Annotated in this window: 12 protein-coding genes; 6 read left to right on the forward strand and 6 right to left on the reverse strand. The window is 59.2% G+C overall.

Features of this window, described 5'->3' with window-relative positions:
• Positions 1-54 precede the first annotated feature (54 nt).
• Positions 55-1,281: a multidrug effflux MFS transporter gene (locus JNB85_RS09175; RefSeq protein WP_220334014.1), complete on the reverse strand. Its 1,227-nt coding sequence runs from the start codon at positions 1,279-1,281 to the stop codon at positions 55-57.
• Between the two features lie 192 nt (positions 1,282-1,473).
• On the opposite strand from JNB85_RS09175, the gene JNB85_RS09180 reads away from it, so the two are divergent.
• The 3 genes from JNB85_RS09180 to tkt all read left to right on the forward strand — a co-directional run bounded on the left by JNB85_RS09180 (position 1,474) and on the right by tkt (position 8,036).
• Entirely contained in the window at positions 1,474-2,124 is a 651-nt protein-coding gene (locus JNB85_RS09180; RefSeq protein ID WP_220334015.1) for a TetR/AcrR family transcriptional regulator, read from the forward strand.
• A 643-nt stretch (positions 2,125-2,767) separates the two neighbouring features.
• Entirely contained in the window at positions 2,768-5,803 is a 3,036-nt protein-coding gene (locus tag JNB85_RS09185) for an alpha-mannosidase (RefSeq protein ID WP_220334016.1), read from the forward strand.
• 202 nt (positions 5,804-6,005) lie between these two features.
• Positions 6,006-8,036 (forward strand): transketolase, encoded by a 2,031-nt coding sequence (gene tkt, locus JNB85_RS09190; RefSeq protein WP_220334017.1) that lies wholly within the window; start codon positions 6,006-6,008, stop codon positions 8,034-8,036.
• 100 nt (positions 8,037-8,136) lie between these two features.
• Here the strand turns inward: tkt and JNB85_RS09195 are convergent, their stop codons facing one another.
• From JNB85_RS09195 to JNB85_RS09215, 5 genes are all read right to left on the reverse strand, one after another.
• Positions 8,137-8,640 (reverse strand): GNAT family N-acetyltransferase, encoded by a 504-nt coding sequence (locus JNB85_RS09195; protein WP_220334018.1) that lies wholly within the window; start codon positions 8,638-8,640, stop codon positions 8,137-8,139.
• A gap of 14 nt (positions 8,641-8,654) precedes the next feature.
• Positions 8,655-9,533 (reverse strand): carbohydrate ABC transporter permease, encoded by an 879-nt coding sequence (locus tag JNB85_RS09200; protein WP_220334019.1) that lies wholly within the window; start codon positions 9,531-9,533, stop codon positions 8,655-8,657.
• Between the two features lie 5 nt (positions 9,534-9,538).
• The gene (locus JNB85_RS09205; RefSeq protein WP_220334020.1) at positions 9,539-10,429 is read right to left on the reverse strand and encodes a carbohydrate ABC transporter permease; all 891 of its coding nucleotides are present in this window, start codon (positions 10,427-10,429) and stop codon (positions 9,539-9,541) included.
• On the reverse strand, positions 10,426-11,520 hold the full coding sequence (locus tag JNB85_RS09210; RefSeq protein ID WP_220334021.1) for an ABC transporter ATP-binding protein: 1,095 nt from the start codon (positions 11,518-11,520) through the stop codon (positions 10,426-10,428). The genes JNB85_RS09205 and JNB85_RS09210 overlap by 4 nt, the downstream gene beginning before the upstream one ends.
• A 109-nt stretch (positions 11,521-11,629) precedes the next feature.
• Positions 11,630-12,886, reverse strand: a complete 1,257-nt coding sequence (locus tag JNB85_RS09215) for an ABC transporter substrate-binding protein (RefSeq protein ID WP_220334022.1) — start codon at positions 12,884-12,886, stop codon at positions 11,630-11,632.
• A 163-nt stretch (positions 12,887-13,049) separates the two neighbouring features.
• Here JNB85_RS09215 and JNB85_RS09220 point away from each other — a divergent pair, with 163 nt between their 5' ends.
• From JNB85_RS09220 to JNB85_RS09230, 3 genes are all read left to right on the forward strand, one after another.
• Positions 13,050-13,841: a GntR family transcriptional regulator gene (locus JNB85_RS09220; RefSeq protein ID WP_220334023.1), complete on the forward strand. Its 792-nt coding sequence runs from the start codon at positions 13,050-13,052 to the stop codon at positions 13,839-13,841.
• Between the two features lie 370 nt (positions 13,842-14,211).
• A complete protein-coding gene (locus JNB85_RS09225) occupies positions 14,212-15,549 on the forward strand; it encodes an epoxide hydrolase family protein (RefSeq protein ID WP_220334024.1) in 1,338 nt (445 codons plus the stop codon).
• Between the two features lie 228 nt (positions 15,550-15,777).
• The gene (locus JNB85_RS09230) at positions 15,778-18,030 is read left to right on the forward strand and encodes a CDC48 family AAA ATPase (RefSeq protein ID WP_220334025.1); all 2,253 of its coding nucleotides are present in this window, start codon (positions 15,778-15,780) and stop codon (positions 18,028-18,030) included.
• Positions 18,031-18,665 lie beyond the last annotated feature (635 nt).

Consider the following 18,665-nt stretch of genomic DNA (forward strand, 5'->3'; position numbering starts at 1 on the left):
CCAGTCGCCTTGACCATGTCGATAACCTTGCGGTTGCAATCCTGGCAGCAAGATCTATTCAGCCGCCACAGCATACCTACTCCTCAGCACTGCGACCGAAAGTACGAACACGATGGCCGAGCAGATCGCGATGACGACCACCATCGGTCTCGCAGTTCCGTCCATAAACATACCGCTGACGCCAACCACCAGCGCTGATGTCATGAACTGGACCGTCCCCATCATCGCCGAGGCTGTGCCAGCGATGCGACCATGGTGTTCAAGCGCCAATACCGCTGCATTGGGCACGATCATTCCAAGGAAAGCGTAGCCCGCAAACAGGAAGGCCGCCATGATGTCGAGGTGATCGGCGCCACCGGCCATGAGAACAGCAAGGGCCACCATCGTCGCCGCATAACCGGAAACTGCACCGCGAATTACCTTGCGCAAACCAATCCGGCGGGCAAGCCAGCCGTTCATCTGCGACATGCCGATGAAGCCAACGGCATTCACCGAAAAGACCACGCTGTAAAACGACGGAGAGAGCCCGTAATGGTCGATTAGTATGAAGGAAGAGTTGGCAACATAGATCATATAGCTCGACATCCCGAAGGAAGCCATCAGCACCAGACCGAGGTAGTACGGGTCCTTAAGGAGTGTTCCATAGGCTTTCAATGCCCCACCGAGACTGCTTTCACTGCGAACCGCGACCGGACGAGTCTCCTCAAGGAAAAAGCGGCCCGCGACGAAGCCGACAACGCCGGCGAAGACCATGACCCAAAAGATCAGTCGCCAGTTCCCGAACGCTGTCACGATGCTGCCCGCGAGCGGCGCCAGGATGGGTGAGATACTGAAGACCAGCATAAGCCGCGACATCAGTTGCGCGGCGGCGGCCCCCGCATGGAGGTCGCGCACGATGGCGCGGGCAATCACGACACCGGCACAGGCGCCGGTGCCCTGAATGAAGCGGAAGGCGACCAGCCAGCTAATGTCGGTGGAGAGCGCGCAGCCGATCGCGCCAAGGATGTAGAGCGCAAGACCGACATATAGAGGCCGCTTGCGGCCAAACATGTCCGAGAGTGGACCATAGATAATCTGTGACACGGCCATGGCAGCGAAGAAGGAGATCAGGCTTGCCTGGACTGCATGACTATCAGCGTGAAGATCCAGGCTGATCGTTGGCAACGCGGGTAGATACATGTCGAGGGCAAAGAGACCGACCGCGGATAGAAGGCCGAGGACGACGGCATGGTGGGAGCCACCGGCCGCCCTGGGGGGTGAAACGATATTCTTGCTCTGCACGGAAAAAACCTTTCCCGCACACCATCCCCGGACGAAGCAAAGCCTCATACAAAAAGCATGTGACGGGGATTGAGTGGGCGATTATATCTGGGACAGTGGAAAGACGGAGATGGGTCCAAGGCATAGCTCGTCATTCCTGTAAAATATTTTGGACACCATTGTCCAATTCGTCAAGTCCTTTATAGTGGTGTTATGAAAACTTCGCCCGCAGCGGTTTCTTCCGAGACAGAGAGCCCACCAGCCACGAGCAAACGTCAGGCGATCTTGAACGCGGCCGCGGATGTTTTTGCCGAGGAAGGGTTTGCGGCGGCGAGCATCGATGCCATCGCAGCAAGGGCCGGCGTGTCACGTCAGACGGTGTACAATCAACTCGGCGACAAGGATAACCTGTTCAAGGTTGTGGTTGCGGAGATCACGGAGAAGTCGAGCGCCGACTTCTTTCGGGTGCTGGACACATTTCCCGTGGCACCTATCGATCTCGAAAAGGAACTCATCGAGTTTTCGGCGCGGCTCCTGCGCAAGGCAGTTTGTGATGCGAATGGCCGTTGGCTCCGCAAGCTCGTCGAGACTGAAGGCAGCAGATTTCCCGAATTGTTCGAGACCTGGAAGGAATACGGACCGGGCAAGAAATACCCCGCCGTCGCGGCTCGCCTGGCGCAGCTCGCGCTGGCCGGCCATCTCGACATAGAGGATCCCGCACTTGCCGCGCGCCAGTACATGGCTCTTCTCGCAACAGATTTGCGGATCAACCAACAGATCGGCCGTCCAACTCCGGACGAAGAGGTCGACCGCATGGCAAGAGAGGCGACGAAGACCTTTCTGCGCGCATTCGGCAAACGCTAATGGCATCGCCGCCGCAATTGCAATATGAAACAGGAGGCTCTCGCAGGCAAACTTCTCGTCCCTGCTGCGCGTTAGACGTAGCCCCTGGTTACCAGACATAATATCCTGGGAAAAACGGGGAGCCGGTTCCAATCTCGTCAAGGCAACTGTGGTTTGTTGCTCCGACATCGCCAACAGGCCCCTTTCTCAGGGTAGGGATTGTGATCCAAAATCCTCGGATAATGGGTTTCTGATCCGGGTTTTGTATCAATGGCAGCTTCCGTCACATAACGTCAAATCGCTCAAACCATGCTCGCGGAACGCCGGATAGCCCGTCTGGGGGAACCGCGGAATGCAAGCGTGACGGCAGCCACGCGAAAGAGAACCCGCTGTCATTAGGAGCAAAAAAGCAGCCGTTCGTCAGCGGACGTGAAACGGCTTAAGGGAACATCCGGAACGCAACCGGTGCAAAAGTGAAAACATAGGGACATCGACAAAAACTCTCGCATCTTACTTCTCGTCCGCTTGACGCAAAAACAAAGTTACTTAATCTAAGAGCTGCCACGCGCCTCGCTGGAGGAGACGGGATGCTGTGCATGCGGCCAATTTGCGCGACCAGATCATCTCCCCGCCCGTCAGTTGCCGACTTCCGATAGGACCCGCCATGTCTCTCACCATTGCTCAACGCCTCGATCGCCTGAAGGTCCGTACAGCCGAGCTCGCCCACTGGCGCGACAGGCAAAGCATGCTGATCGACGGCTGGACCTTCGACGGCGAGCCGATCGCCCGTCATCAGGATTGGCCGCACAGTAAGGGAGCGGTTCATTTCGCAGCATCGGTAACGGCTCCGCACGACTGGCCGGTCGACGAGGTTCGCCTGCAGCTCGATCTCGGCGGTGAGAGCTTGATCACATTGCACTATCCGGGCGGCCAATCCGAGACATTCGGGCTCGACCCATATCATCAGGAATTCCCGATCAAGGGCAGGGAATTCTCGATTGCGACGGAGAGCGTCGCGCGCTTTCCTTTTGGAGAGCCGAACCGGGAACCGAAGCTCAACAAGGCGCGGCTGATCTGGCTGGACGAACCAGTCCATAAACTGCATCTCCTGTTGCGGCAGGTCGGCGAAGCTGCGGGCGCACTCGATAGGCATGAAGTGGTGCCGCACCTGATCGGGGCGGCCGAACAGGCACTGCGCAGCCTTGATTGGCCCTCGGACACATCAGCTTATATTTCGCGTACATCCAGTGCGGTCATGCAGCAAAAAATCTGGGAGTTGCCAGAACTTCAGACAAATCCGGCCGGACTGACTGAAGCGCAGAGCGCGTCGGCAGGTGCGGCATATGATGCGCTGATTTCGGAATTGAAGGAGCTTCAGACGCGTTTCCCGCAAAATGGCGAGATCCTGCTCACAGGCCACGCGCATATCGATCTTGCTTGGCTCTGGCCCTATCGCGAGACGCGCCGAAAGATGCGCCGCACTTTCAATACCGCGCTTTCGTTGATGGAGCGATCGGACGACTTCCGCTTCAATCAATCGACGGCCCATTATTATGCGCAGATGGAAGAGGACGATCCCGAACTTCTCGAGCGGATCAAAAAGAAGGTTGCCGAGGGTAAATGGGAAACCGTCGGCGGCATGTGGGTCGAACCCGACACCAACATGCCGACCGGTGAAAGCCTGGCGCGGCAGGTGCTTTATGGACAGCGCTATTTCGAGAAACACTTCGGTTCGCGCCACACCGTCTGCTGGCTGCCGGACTGTTTCGGCTTTTCGGGTGCCTTGCCGCAGATTTTGAAGCTTGGCGGGATCGACAGTTTCTTTACGATCAAGGTCAATTGGAGCGAAACCAATCACATCCCATCCGACTTCTTCTGGTGGAAGGGCCTGGATGGTAGCAAGGTGCTGGCCCACACTTTCGACAATCCGATGCAGGGCTACAATGGTTTTGTGCAGCCGGACTGCATCGTGCCAACCTGGAAGAACTTCCGCGGCAAGGCGCAGCACGACACGTCGCTCTTGGCAGTCGGCTATGGCGACGGCGGTGGCGGCGTGACACCTGAGATGGTCGAACGCGAAGTGCAATTGCGCGACTTCCCGGCGATTCCTAAAGCCCGTTGGGGCACGGTGAAGGGCTTTTACGAAAAGGCCCACCAGACTGCAGCACAAAAGGAGCTTCCGGTCTGGGATGGCGAAATCTATCTCGAACTGCACCGCGCGACGCTGACCTCTCAAAGCGGCGTCAAGCGCAAGCACCGCCAGGCCGAGCGGGCACTGATTACGGCAGAGACGATCGCTTCGCTTGGGCATCTCTTGGGTGCCGCCAAACCGCAAAGCCTGGAAGCGGATTGGCGCGTTGTTCTGAAGAATGAGTTCCACGACATCCTTCCGGGCTCGAGCATCCGCGAAGTCTATATCGACGCCGAACAGGAACTCGACGGCGTCATCGGCAATGCCAAGGCAGAGCAGGCAAAGGCTCTGAAGGCGCTAACGGCCCATCTTCCGGCAGGCGGAGTGACGGATGCGCTGGTTGTCGTCAACCCATCGCTTGCGCCGCGGCCACTCACGGCAAAGCTTTCTGATGGAACTGTCATCTCATCTGCCGATCCCGTGGCCCCTCTTTCCATCGCTGTCTTCGATCGCAACGCCGTGAAGCCTGCCGGCATGCTGAAGGCCGGTGCGCAGAGTCTCGAAAACGACCACCTGTCTGTCGTCATTGGTAAGGACGGCGCGGTTTCCAGCCTTGTTCACAAGGCAACGGGCAGGGAAGCTATTGAGGGTTCAGCAAACCAACTCTGGGTCTATCCGGCAGATAAGCCGCGCAACTGGGATGCCTGGGATGTCGATGCCGACTATGCCGAAAAGGCTGTCCGCCTCGAGGCGCCGGAAAGTATAGCCGTTGTCGAACAGGGGCCATATCGCGCTGCGATCCGCGTCGTTTATCGATACCGGAATTCGACGGTCACTCAGCTTTATGTGCTGACTGCCAACGCTCGCAGGCTCGATATCGAGACGACGATCGATTGGCATGATCGGCGCACTCTGCTGAGGACGTTGAATCCCGTTGCTGTGCGGTCGCGTACCGCCACCTTCGAATGCGCCTACGGCGTTGTCGAGCGGCAGACACATACAAACACCTCCTGGGAGCAGGCGATGTTCGAAGCCGCGGCACACCGGTTTGTCGATCTCAGCGAACCGGGCTTTGGTGTCGCTCTGCTCAACAACGCCAAATACGGGCACAGCGCGCGTGGCAACGTCATCGGCATGAGCCTCGTGCGTTCGCCGATCTATCCCGATCCGCTTGCCGACGAAGGCGAGCAGAGCTTTACCTATGCGCTGATGCCGCATGAGGGAGCCTGGCATGAGGGCGGCGTCCTTCAGGAAGCGATCGATCTCAATCAGCCGCTCGTCACCGTCGAGGCTACTGACCTCGCCGCGGGCACACTGTCGCCGCTCGGCGTAGAGGGTGTACCGGTCGCTTTTTCGGGGCTAAAACCGGCGGAGGAGGGGGAAGGCCTTATCCTGCGGCTTTACGAGCCGGCAGGCCGGCGCGGCCGGCTTTCGCTCGCCCTGCCCTCGGGCTGGCAGGCTTCGGGACCTCTGAACATCCTCGAAGAGCCGATCGAGCGTAAAGCCCCTGCCGAGATCATGCCGTTTGAAATTCGGACCTGGAGGCTGCAGCGAAGTTCATCGCGTTAGAGTTTGGGAACGCTTTTCGACGTTCCGAGCCCCTTGTCGATCGATCGCCCAGAGGGATCGCTGTAGGCAGCGTGGATGGCAGGATCTAGCGATTTAGTCGTTGGATCAGAGATCCGGGAAAAGTTTCAGCCTGTGCAGTGGCGCGGCTCGCGCCGGGCACTATCTTCGGGCTGGTCTTTCACCACCTCCCGAGGAAAAGATCATGACGGAATCTGTGAAGTCCGTACCGGCGCCCCGCGATCAGCACCTGCGCGACATGGCCAATTGCATTCGGTTCCTCTCGATGGACGCCGTCGAGAAGGCCAAGAGCGGGCACCCCGGCATGCCGATGGGCATGGCCGACATTGCCGTCGTTCTCTTTTCCGAATTCCTGAAATTCGATGCCGAGGACCCCTACTGGTTCGACCGTGACCGTTTCCTGATCTCCAACGGGCACGGTTCGATGCTGCTCTACAGCCTGCTATACTTGACCGGCTACCAGGATATGACGATCGACCAGATCAAGAACTTTCGTCAAGTCGACAGCAGGACGGCAGGTCATCCGGAATATCGCCATGCGACGGGGATCGAGACGACCACCGGGCCGCTCGGGCAGGGCCTTGCCAATTCCGTCGGTTTGGCACTCGCCGAGCGCATCATGAATGCCAGGTTCGGTGATAATCTTTCGAACCATCATACCTATGTCTTCCTCGGCGACGGATGCTTGATGGAGGGTATCAGCCAGGAGGCCATATCGCTTGCGGGTCACTTGAAACTCGGCAAGCTGATTGCGTTCTGGGACAACAATTCGATATCGATCGACGGAGCCACAAACCTTGCGGAATCCGACGATCAACCGGCGCGGTTTCGCGCTTCGAACTGGCATGTGCAGGAGATCGACGGACACGATACCGACGCGATCCGCAACGCGATCGTCGAAGCCCAAAGGGTTACCGATCGCCCGTCCATGATCGCCTGCAAAACCATTATCGGCTTCGGCTTTCCGACCCGTGCCGGCACGCAGAAGGCCCACAGCGATGCGCCCGGCGAAGAGGAGATCGCCGGCGCCCGCAAGCTTCTCGGCTGGAACGCGCCTCCCTTCGAGATTCCGTCTGATCTCCTGGAAGACTGGAGAAAGATCGGCGCGAAGGGGCGCAATGCCCGCATGGCTTGGGCGGTTCGTGTTCAGACGGCGAAAGCGGATATCCGCCAGGACTTCGAACGCCGCATGAAGGGCGAACTGCCTTCGGGCTGGACCAAAGCGATCGAGGCTGCAAAACAGGAGCTTCTGTCTGCTGAAAAGGATCTGGCAACAAGGCAGGCGAGCGGGATTGTTCTCAACCACCTTGCCGAGGCCATCCCCGAGCTCATTGGCGGATCGGCAGACCTGACGCCTTCGAACAATACGAAGGCCAAATCCATGACGGAGATCGCGCCGGGCCAATATAACGGCTCCTACATCCACTATGGCGTGCGCGAGCACGGCATGGCGGCGGCCATCAACGGCATCGCCCTTCATGGCGGGCTGATTCCTTATGGCGGCACCTTCCTGACCTTTTCCGATTACGCCCGGCCGTCAATCCGGCTGGCGGCGATGATGGCGGTGCGGTCGATCTTCGTGATGACCCACGATTCGATCGGTCTCGGCGAGGACGGCCCAACCCACCAGCCGGTCGAGCATCTGACGGCGCTGCGCGCCATTCCGGGCCTTGCCGTGTTCCGCCCGGGCGACCCGATCGAGACGGCCGAATGCTGGCAGGCCATTCTCGATGCCCCGCGGCAGGCCGCACTGATCGCCTTGTCCCGCCAGCCCATGCCGCTTCTGAGAAAGCAGCCGGGCTCTGAAAACCTGTCGGCAAGGGGCGGATATGTTCTGCTTGAAGCCGAAGGTGGCGTTCGAGAGCTGACGATCATGTCAACCGGATCGGAATTGCACTTGGCCGTCGAGGCAAGGGCGAGGATGCAAGCGGAAGGCGTTCCAACCGCGGTTGTTTCCATGCCGTGCCGTCTTTTGTTTGAGGCGCAGGCGCCGGACTATAAGCGCGAGGTTCTCGGGGACGGGACTGCGCGTGTCGCCGTGGAAGCGGCCATCCAGGATAGCTGGGACCGATATCTCGGGCTCGACGGCCGGTTCGTCGGTATGCACAGCTTCGGCGCGTCGGGCAAGATCAACGACGTCTACAAGAAGTTCGGCATCACCACAGACGCAGTTGTGAAGGCCGCGCAAGAGGCAATGGGTCTTCGCGGGCGCTGAATGATTGGCAGCTGCGGGCGGCTTGCCGCCGCCCCTTCGCAACAAGGGGATCACACCTTACTGATTTGAGAATCGTGAATCTCACAAATTGCGACACGCTTTAGTGGCCCGATTGCGAAATGCCTTTCGGCTCAGCAAGCGGCAGCATGCCGCGATAGATGCCCGGGTCCGAGCCTCCGATCGGGATTGCCCCGACGCTTCGACGGTAGAACTCCATTGGACCGGCGCCCCCGATTACCCCGTAGGCATAGCCCTGCGCGTACATATCGAGAAGCGTTGTCAGCAGCAGAGCGTGGCCGACACCTTTGCCGCGGGCGGCCGTATCGACGCCGGTCGGCCCGAAAAAGCCCTTGGCGGTTGCGTCGTGGCAGGCAAAGCCGATGAGTTCGTCGTTCTGGATTGCGATGAAGCAAGTGGGTGGCTGGCGCATGGTGGCAACCGTCGCTTCCGCGACCCAGCCGGATCCGAAGCGCGGTTCGATCCAGGCCGTCAGAGCGCTCAACTCCGGCGCAAGCACACGCCGGATGGTGATACCCTGTTCGGCGATGCGTTTATCGAGCGCAGGATCGGCCTTCAGCTCGTAGAGTTTTACCAGCATGTCCATAATTTCGTCCTTTGTCAGCCCTTGATGGCGCCTGCCGTCAGGCCGGCGACGATACGTCTCTGGAAGATCAATACGATGATGATCAGCGGCAGCGTCACGGTAACGGATGCGGCCATGATCTGACCGAAGGGGTATTCGTACCGGCTATTGCCTGCGATCAGGCCGATCGCAACCGGCACGGTCCGGTTCTCGTCCGTCAGGGTGAAGGTCAACGCGAAGAGGAACTCGTTCCAAGCCAGAATGAAGGCAAGAATGCCCGTGCTGGCGAGCGAAGGTCCCATGAGCGGCAACAGGATCTTCATCAGAATTCTGAAATGTGAGCAGCCGTCGATGATCGCGGCCTCTTCGAGTTCCCGCGGAAACTCGCGGATGAAGGTGGTCAGGATCCAGGTTGTGAAGGGCACGGTCGACAGGAGATAGGTGAGGACGAGCGCGCTTGGCCGATTGAACAGGCCCATCCAGTTGATCAGCTCGAACATGCCGGAGAGAACGACGACCTGGGGGAAGATCGAGATCATCAGCACGATCATCAGGATCGTGCGTCGTTGCGGAAAGTCGATGCGCCCCAGCGCATAAGCGGCGCTGAGCCCGATGACAAGCGACAGGAAAGTGGTTGAGACCGCGACATAGGCCGAGTTCAGAAGCGAACCCATGAAAACAGGATTGTCAATCAGCTGGCGATAGTAGGTGAAGTCGAACGCCGGCATCAGCGCCGATTGATAGAGCGCCGAACCCTGCTTCGTCGAGGAAACGAAAGCCCAGTAATAGGGAAACAGCGTGTAGAACAGGACAAGCAGAAGGGCCAGGATCTGCAGGCCTCGCACGACACGGCGCCGCATCCTGAAGTAGGAGGCAGGCTTGCGGACGGTCTTCGGGATGATTGCATCGGCCATGTCGCTCAGGTCCCCGCGGCTCTATCGAGGCGAAGGACCCCGATGATGATGATGGCGACAAGCGCGACGAGCAGGAAAACCCAGGTCGATGCCGCCGAGCCGATGCCGAGCTCCTGGAAACTGATCAGCCGGTCGCGCGCGTAAATGGAGACTGTCATGACGCTTTCATTGCTCGCCGCCATCACATAGGCCAGATCGAACATCCTGAGCGCATCGAGGACGCGGAAGAGGACTGCGACGCCGATCGCCGGACGCAGCATCGGCAAGGTGATCGACCAGAAGCGCTTCCATGCCGGAATACCATCGACCTCCGCTGCCTCAAATATCTCCGAGGATATCAGTTGCAGGCCCGCCAGGATGAGCAGAACCATGAACGGGGTCGTCATCCACACGTCGACGAAGATTACGACGCCCATCAGCAGTGAACCGCTCGCCGTCCAGGGAACGCCATGATCGATCAGGCCGAGCCCGATGAGAACCTTATTGATAACGCCGAACTGATCGTTGAGCATCCATTCCCAGATCTTCGTCGAGACGACGACCGGGATTGCCCACGGCACGAGGATGGCGGCGCGCGCCAGCCCGCGGCCGGGAATGGCTTCATTGACGAGAAGCGCTATCGCCAGGCCGAGAACTGTCTCGATTGCGACCGAGATGACTGTGAAGATCAGCGTATTCTTCACGGCAATCCACCAGCTGCGGTCGTTGATGACCTCAAGGAAGTTGTCGACCCCTGTCATTGAATAGACGGAGGGATCGTCAAGATAGGCATCGGTGAAGGCGAAGAAAAAGGTGCGGCCCAGCGGCCAGAGGGCAACGACCAGCATCACGATGATAACCGGCAGCAAAAACAGCCAGGCCGCACGATGGTCGCGGCGGGCGAGCCGGGCACTCATTGCCGCGCTCCTTCGATCATGCCGGCCTGGCGGTTGAGAATGAGGCGTTTTCCATCGGCGGCGAAGGCAAAGATCGCGGTATCCCGAAAATTCAGGCCGACCTCGCTGCCGATCAGTTCCTTTGGCGGCTCGACATTGACGCGGATGACCCAGATGACGTCGCCGTTGATGCGGCAATAGGCAAAATGCTCATGGCCAAGATCCTCAACACGTTCGAGCACGCAGGTCATTCGTCCGTCCGCAGCGTCCACCAGCTGGATCGCCTCCGACCGTATGCCGATTTCGGTGATGTTTTGGCCCTCGGCGCCTGCATCGATAACGAGGCCGCCCGGTCCGGTCACTTTGGCAGAAGTTGTCTGCACGGGCAGGAAGTTCATGCGCGGGCTGCCGATGAAGCCTGCGACAAACCGGTTGTCGGGGCTGTGGTAGAGTTCCTTCGGCGTCCCGACCTGCTCAATGCGTCCGTGATTGAGAACGACGATCCGGTCGGCAAGCGTCATCGCTTCCGATTGGTCATGGGTGACATAGATCATCGTCGTCTTCAGATCATCGTGGAGCTTGGCGATCTCCATGCGCATCTCCATTCGCAGATCCGAATCGAGATTGGACAGCGGCTCATCGAAGAGGAAGATTTCGGGTTGGCGTACCAAGGCGCGGCCGATCGCCACGCGCTGGCGTTGTCCGCCGGACAACTCGCGGGGCCGGCGTTCGAGCAGATGATCGACCTTCAGCATCCGCGCGACCGATCGCACTTTCTCGCTGATAGCGGCTCTCTTCATGCCGAGGGTCTCAAGCGCGAAGCCGATATTACGCGCAACGTTCATATGCGGATAGAGCGCGTAAGACTGGAAGACGAATGCTACTCCTCTTTGGGAGGCCGGCACATCAGTCACGTCGTCGCCGCCGATCCTCACCACGCCATTCGACGCGGAAATCAGGCCGGCGACAATGCGAAGAAGCGTTGACTTGCCGCAACCGGAGGGGCCGACGAAAACGACAAACTCGCCGTCGATAATCTGCAGGTCGACATTCTGGATAACAGTATGCGTACCAAAGTTCTTCGAAACGGATTCGAGCGAAACCGATGCCATTGTTCACCTGAGGATATGAGACGGCAGAGACCTCGCCACCGTGTTTGGCGGCGAGGCAGTGACGCGTTCCGGCAGCAGATCGTTCCCGCCGCCGGAGATCCGGAGAGCGTCAGCGGCTTTCCTTCAGTTTCTCAAGCCGACCAGCCAGCGACGTCAGGCTGGACTTGACCTCGGCACCGCCGGAAAGCATGTCGTGAACCGAGCGGTAGAAAGCCTGCGAAACGCGGTTGTAGCTGGTGCCGGTGTAGCCGGACGGACGCACGGCGCTGTCGGCAAAGGCCTGTTGGTTATCCTTGAGGAACGGTATCTTCTCAAGGACTTCCGGATCGCTGTAGAGCGCCTGGATCGACGGGTTGAGGGCTGCATTCAGAGCACGCATCTTCTGCATCTCAGGGCCTGTAATGAAGTTTACAAAGTCGGCCGCGACCTCGGGCTTGGCGCTGTATTTGTTGACGCCATAATACATGGGGCCAAGGCATCCGCTCGACTTTTCGCCTTCCTTGCCGACCGGTAGAGGCATCACGCCGACCTTGTCGATGACATTGCTGCCCTTTTGATGCGAGGTGCCCCAGACATAGGGCCAATTGCGGTGGAAAACCGCGTTGCCGGATTCGAAGAGCGCACGCGACTGCTCCTCATCATAGTTGAGGACGCCCTCGGGGCTGATCGAGCCGATCCAGCCTTTTGCCTTTTCGAGCGCCGCAGCAGCCTGTGGATTGTCGATGGTCACCTTCCCATCGTCAGAAATGATAGTGCCCCCACCGTTGGAAGCAACAAGTTCGATTGCGTCGCAGGTCAGGCCTTCATAGCTTTTGGCCTGCCAGGCATAACCCCACATGTCGGCCGAGCCTGCAGCCCGCTCCTTGTCCTGAATTTCCTTGGCGGTGGCAGCCAGCTCATCCCAGGTCTTCGGCGCCGGCTTGCCGTATTTTTCGAGCAGGTCTTTGCGGTAGAACATGAGCCCGACGTCCATATAGGCAGGCATGGCAACGAGATTGCCGTCGAGTTTCGCCGCGTTGAGCGTCGAGGCGAAATGCTTGTCCTGGTCTGCCTGCGGGATCATTGTCTTGAGGTCGAGCAGGTTGCTCTTGAACATGCCGAGCCAGATTACATCAAGGAAAAGGACGTCCATATCCTTGGACTTGGCCGCGAGCAGCTGCTGATAGATAGGAATCGCGTCGTCCAAAAGCGCCGGCATCTTGTTGATCTTGGCCTCGTTGCCCGTCTTTTCTTTCCAGGCATTGGCAACGTTCGTGCAGAGCTCGAATTCTGTTGGCGCGCAAAACACGGAAATGGTTTCGGCATGCGCGCCGCCACCCCAGAAGGCCGCAGATATCGCCAATGCGGCAAGGCTTTTCTTCAGCATCGATTGTTCCCTTCGTTGATAACGGCATTACGCGGAGCTCTCTGACTCCTTGCTTCTAATAGGACTGGTTATGACCAGTCATGTCAACATGGACTTTGCCGACGGTTGCGTCGAAGATACAAAACGGCAAGAGTGCACCGCACAGGACAGGATCGGAATCAAGATGCAGCAAGCGCCGGCATCATTCATCGCGCCCCAGGGCGGCATCGATCGCAACGACCCTCGCCCCTTGCACAGGCAGGTCTACGAAGCCCTTCTGGCGTCCATCCGCGACGGCAAGCTGCCGCTGCGCGGCAAGCTGCCGTCAGAACGGGAACTCGTCGATCTCTACAATGTCAGCCGGATCACCGTGCGCCATGCCGTCCGCGAATTGATTCAGCAGGGCGTGATACACAGCCAACCGGGAAAAGGCCTCTACGTCGCCGAGCGTGGTGGCGGCTTCGAACTCCAGGTCCTGAAAAGCTTCACCAGCATCGCGATAGCGAGCGGTCGAAGTCCGGGTCACCGGCTGATCGAGGCCAGCATCGTGCATGCGCCGCTTGAGGTGAGCCGTCCGCTTTTCCTGGCGCCTGGCGCCGAGGTGGTTCTCTTGTCGAGGCTGCGTCTTCTCGACAACATACCTGCCGTCGTCCAGACCGATTGGATACCGGCTGCACGCGTCCCGGGTTTGCTTGATCTCGACTGGGCTGTTGCCAACCGGTCGCTCTATGCTGAGCTTCGCGAGCGCTATGGCATTCATCCGAAGCGCGGGCAGACAACGCTGAGCGCGCGCCTTGCAACGGAACAGGAGGCTGCGATGCTCGAGTTGCCTCCGCCAGCCGCGGTTCTCACCGTGGATCAGATCGCTTTCGACGATCGCAACCGCCCGGTCAACCTGACGGCGCTGGTCCATCATCCTGCGCGCTATCCTCTGACGCTGCTTCAGTCGGAATCGGGCGATTTCACGCAGTATTGAGCGGCTCTGTCCTGCTTATCGGGGGGGCGCTTTGAGGCTTGCCAGTGGCGCTCCAATGTCTTTTGCATTGTCCGATTTTCCAAAGGATCCCAACCTGCGTTTGCAGCGCTATCTTTGCCCCCAACAGCCGCGCTTCTGATGTTTGGGGCCGCACCAGTGGCAGCTGTCAGATGCAGTCGACCGCGCATCATGGGATGTATACGCTCGGGGAGAGCCGTCGGTAACCTCTTGATTTTGTGTCCCGGCGCGCCACTGCTACACGTTGATACACTTCAGCCGATTTTCGAAATATGCAGGACACGTCGATCCTTGAAACCTCTCTTCGTTGACAAGGGCCGCGAATGCGGCAGCAATCGAAGGAAAGTGTTTCATGACCAAGTTCGACAATGTTTCAATTCGGCGCAGTGTTTCCGATCGAGCGATCGCCGTGGCGTTTGGCTCGCTGTTGCTCGTTCCGGTGATCTATGCACTACCGGCCCATGCCGCCGACCCTGCGTCGAGTGCTGCCACGACGACGGCGAGCGCGGACGAAAGCGTCCGACCATTCCAGATCCACGTTCCGCAGTCGCAACTCGATGACCTGCGCAGACGCATCGCCGGCACCCGATGGCCCGATAAGGAGACGGTCGGCGACGACTCCCAGGGTATTCAATTGTCACGCGTTCAGGATCTGGTTCGCTACTGGGGTACAGAGTACGACTGGCGCAGGACCGAGGCGCAACTCAATGCATTGCCGGAGTTCGTCACGACGATCGACGGTGTCGACATCCAGTTCATCCATGTTCGTTCGCGTCATCCCAACGCTCTCCCGATCATTCTGACACATGGCTGGCCCGGATCGATATTTGAGTTCATCAAGACCATAGGTCCTCTCACGGACCCGACTGCATATGGTGGCCGGCCGGAAGATGCGTTCGATGTCGTCATCCCCTCGATACCGGGCTACGGATTTTCCGGGAAGCCGACCGATCAGGGCTGGGGGCCGGACCGGGTTGCCCGCGCTTGGGACGTCCTGATGAAGAGGCTCGGCTATGACCACTATGTTTCTCAGGGCGGCGATCATGGTTCGGTGATCTCCGACGCGTTGGCGCGCCAGGCGCCGAAGGGTCTGCTGGCAATCCATCTCAATATGCCCGCGACGGTGCCGGGCGCCCTCATGAAGGCTATCAACAGCGGGGACCCGGCCCCTGCGAGCCTGTCGTCGCCGGAGCGGGAAGCCTATAATTCCCTGAGCACTTTCTTCGGACGAAACGCTGCCTATGGCGCCATAATGGTGACCCGACCGCAGACGATCGGCTATTCGCTTTCCGACTCGCCGGCTGGCCTGGCGTCCTGGATCTACGAGAAGTTTGCCCAGTGGAGCGACAGCGGCGGTGTTCCTGAACGTGTCTTCTCCAAGGACGAAATGCTTGATGACATCACGCTCTATTGGCTGACGAACTCCGGCGCATCGTCTTCGCGCTTCTACTGGGAAAACAACAACAATAACTTCAGTGCCGAAGCACAGAAGACAAAGGACATCAAAGTCCCGGTCGGCATCACGGTCTTCCCGAAGGAGATCTACCAGGCGCCGGAAAGCTGGGCTAAGCAGGCCTATCCCTCGCTGACCTACTATCACCAGGTCGAGAAAGGCGGGCATTTTGCGGCCTGGGAGCAGCCGCAGCTTTTCGCAGAAGAAGTAAGAGCCGCTTTCAAGTCCGTACGCTAATGACGTCGAAATGGGTGGTCCTCGTTCGAGGGCCACTCACTGGCGTCGCCGCAACGACCCGTCGTTCATGATTGCAGCGACCTCGCACATAAACCTCGTCCATGCCGCGGCTCGAAAACCGGGATCAACGCCCTATACTTTGATCCACTTTCCAACAGGCGATCGGACGTAATAATCCTCCGGTGGCGATGCTTATGCGTTTCAGTTCTCGACTTTTATGGAGGCTCCATGTCCGTTGCAGATGACCAGATACTCACATTACAAGTGGCAAACATGAGACCGCAGGATGCGGGAACAAGCATTGCGCGGCTTTCTTCGAGCGCGATGAGCAAGCTTGGTATTCGAGAGGGCGACCTTATCGAGCTTATTGGTAAGCGTCATACCGCTGCGGTCGCCATGCGCCCGTATCCCGACGACGAAGGGCTGAACATCGTGCGCCTCGACGGCCTGCAACGTGTGAATGCCGGAGTAACGAGCGGAGACCACGTCGAGATACGTAAAGCCGAGGCGCGTCCGGCGACAAAGGTGGTTCTGGCGCCAGCGCAGAAGAATTTGGTACTGCAGGGATCGGGTGAGGCTCTGCAGCGAACTTTCCTCCAGATGCCGATGGTTGCGGGGGACGTCGTGTCGACTTCCGTGCAGCAACGGATACGGGATCCGCGCTTCAGCCTTCCGGCTTACGGTCTGCAAGAAATCAGGCTCGTTGTCGTCTCGACGCAGCCGCGCGGTATCGTCCAGATGACAGAGCAGACCACAGTCGAGTTGCGTCCGCAGTTCGAGGAGCCGAAGGAAGCCCGCCGCGCGGACGTCACCTATGATGATATTGGTGGCCTCGGCTCGTCTGTCGAACAGGTCCGCGAGATGGTGGAGCTTCCCTTGCGCCATCCGGAGCTCTTTCAGCGCCTCGGCATCGATCCGCCGAAGGGTGTTTTGCTCTACGGGCCTCCGGGAACCGGCAAGACCCTGCTAGCCCGGGCGGTGGCGAACGAGACTGAGGCCAACTTCTACCACATCGCCGGACCGGAAATAATGGGCAGCCGATACGGCGAGTCCGAAGAACGGCTGAGGCAGGTCTTCCAGGAAGCCTCGCAGAACGCTCCTTCCATTATCTTCATCGACGAGATCGACTCCATCGCGCCGAAGCGTGAACAGGTCACGGGGGAGGTCGAGCGGCGTATCGTTGCCCAGCTCCTGACCTTGATGGACGGGCTGGAGCCCCGGCAGAATATTGTCGTCATCGGTGCGACCAATAGGCGCGATGCGATCGACGAAGCGCTGCGGCGTCCAGGACGTTTCGATCGCGAGATCGTCATCGGCGTTCCGGACCAAAATGGACGGCGCGAAGTCCTGGCCATCCACACGCGTGGCATGCCGCTTGCGGAAGGTACGGACCTCGATGAGATCGCCAGAACGACCTACGGTTTCGTTGGCGCTGATCTGGGGGCGCTCGTTCGCGAAGCTGCCATGGATGCGTTGCGGCGCGTGCTGCCCGACATCAATCTTCGGGAAGGCATCCCGAGCGAGGTTCTGGAGAAGCTGACGGTTTCACAGGATGACTTCATGTCGGCGATGAAGCGTATTCAGCCATCGGCTTTGCGTGAGATCATGATCCAGGCACCTAATGTGCGCTGGGACGATGTCGGCGGATTGGACGAGGCACAGATGAAGCTGAAGGAGGGTGTGGAGCTGCCGCTGCGCGCCCCGCAGTCCTTCAAGCGCATGGGCATTCGTCCGGCCAAGGGCTTCCTGCTCTTCGGGCCTCCGGGAACGGGCAAGACGCTCCTGGCGAAAGCCGTGGCGCGCGAGGCGGAGGCCAATTTCGTGGCGACGAAGTCATCCGATCTTCTGTCGAAATGGTATGGCGAATCCGAACAGCAGGTTTCGCGGCTCTTCGAGCGCGCCAGGCAGGTCGCCCCGACGGTTATCTTTATCGATGAGATCGACTCGCTTGCTCCGGCCCGCGGCGGAGGATTGGGTGAGCCGGCGGTGACGGAACGTGTGGTCAACACGCTTCTGGCAGAAATGGATGGGCTGGAAGACATGCAGGGTGTGGTCGTTATGGCGGCGACCAACCGGCCAAACCTTCTCGATCCTGCGCTTCTGAGACCGGGCCGTTTTGACGAACTGGTCTACGTCCCGGTCCCTGATAAGAAGGCGCGGCTGAAAATCCTCGGTATCCATACGAAGAAGATGCCACTGGCGAAGGATATCGATCTCGACGAACTCGCCGAACAGACCGTGCGCTTCACAGGGGCCGACCTTGAGGACCTGACGCGTCGCGCCGGCCTCATTGCGCTGCGCCGCTCGCTCGATGCCTCCGATGTGACCAAGGGGGATTTCTCCAAGGCTCTCCAGGAAGTCCGCCCGTCCGTCACTCCGGAAATGGAGCAGGAATACGAGGAGATGCTGCGGACGCTGAGGCAAGAAAGCCCGCAGCGACGGCAGATCGGTTTTACCCCACTGCGACAGGCTGCGGAGTAAAGACGATGGAGGCGGCCAAACCTCGGTTTTGATTTCCTGAGGGATGACGAACCCCGTCCACGGCAACCCCGTCCGGTCCTGGAACCCCGTCCATCAACGGCAGATTCTGGACGGGGTTCGCAGAGGTGGAGGGTGTATGGACGGGGTAACCCCCTCCGGCTTAGGCGGTTGATTCGAAACAATTATCGTCTGCTGGAGGGGGTGGACGGGGTTGTTTGCTGAAAGGTGTCGGAAACGGGTTATGCCGGCTTGTAGACGGCGAAATACAGGGTGTTTCTGGAGACTCTTGGGAAATGCGGTTTAACCCCGTCCACCGCCTCCGCGCCTCGTCGCCTCCAATCTCTTCGTCTGATGCGCAAACCGCTCGAGCGGACCAAGGAAGCCAGCTATAGGCCTGGCATCGGCTTAACTGCGCGATGCCCTTTCTCAAGCCCACGCGATCAAGTCGCGTGTTGCAAATTGCCCAATTCCTGTTGCCAGGCCTTCTGGCCGGGCTGTTTCCACTCAGCAAATAACAAGCTTCTCCGACGAAATTTTTCGGGGGCCGATAATGCTGCCCCCAATGGAGTATCGGGGCTTGTCTATCGCGTTTGGCACACGTGTGCATTTTCTTCGCTTCTGTCATTCCGATGTTA

This window comes from Rhizobium mesosinicum (genome assembly GCF_019511345.1).
Classification (GTDB): Bacteria; Pseudomonadota; Alphaproteobacteria; order Rhizobiales; family Rhizobiaceae; genus Rhizobium; species Rhizobium mesosinicum.